Below are 690 nucleotides of genomic sequence, written 5' to 3' on the forward strand. Positions count from 1 at the left end.
TCGCGGCGAGAAGCGCGCGCAGGGTGGTGTGTCGTGCGGTCATGGGTGCTCCGGTGCGCGGCTTTCCAGGGTGATGCTCGTGCCCTGCAGCGCGTCGCCGTCGGCGTGCAGGGTGATGGTTCCGGTCGAACCCGGCACGGCGCGCACGATCGCGAGCGCCAGGCCGCTGAACAGTCGACGTTCTTGCGCGACGAACGCCTCCATGTCGGTCGGGTCGCCGTTGTCGGTGGCGACGATTTCGCCGGGTCCTTCGATGCTGAAGCGGATGCGGTTGCCCGCGTTCGGCACCGCGACGCCGTTGCGATCGACCACGCGCACGGTGACGAAGGACAGGTCGCGCCCGTCGTTCGCGATCACGCGACGATCCGCCACCGCGTCGATTCGCACCGGCGCATCGGCCGTACGCGTCGACGCGCTTGCCCACGGTTTGCCGTCCTTGTACGCCTGCCCGCGAAGTTCGCCGGGCCGGTAGACGACGTCATCCCAGCGCAGCCGGTACTCGAACGGCGCCTTTTTCTTGCGGCCCTGCGACACGCCGTTGACGAACAACTCCGCTTCTTCGCCCGAGGTGAACACGTGCACCGGCGTGACCTGGCCCTCGCGGCCCGGCCACGTCCAGTGCGGCAGCAGGTGCGCCATCGGCAGCTCGGGACGCCAGCGCGATTGGTACAGGTAGTAGCGATCCTTCGG

The 690-nt window shown here is 69.0% G+C and carries 1 protein-coding gene; it reads right to left on the reverse strand.

Annotation, left to right across the window (positions count from 1 at the left end; all coding sequences use genetic code 11):
- Nucleotides 1-39: 39 nt before the first annotated feature.
- The coding region (locus J3473_RS19265) for a DUF4982 domain-containing protein (RefSeq protein ID WP_207025412.1) at nt 40-690 on the reverse strand (651 nt) is incomplete at its 5' end.

The organism is Phycicoccus sp. DTK01 (assembly GCF_017312765.1).
In the GTDB taxonomy this organism is placed as follows: domain Bacteria; phylum Actinomycetota; class Actinomycetes; order Actinomycetales; family Dermatophilaceae; genus Phycicoccus; species Phycicoccus jejuensis.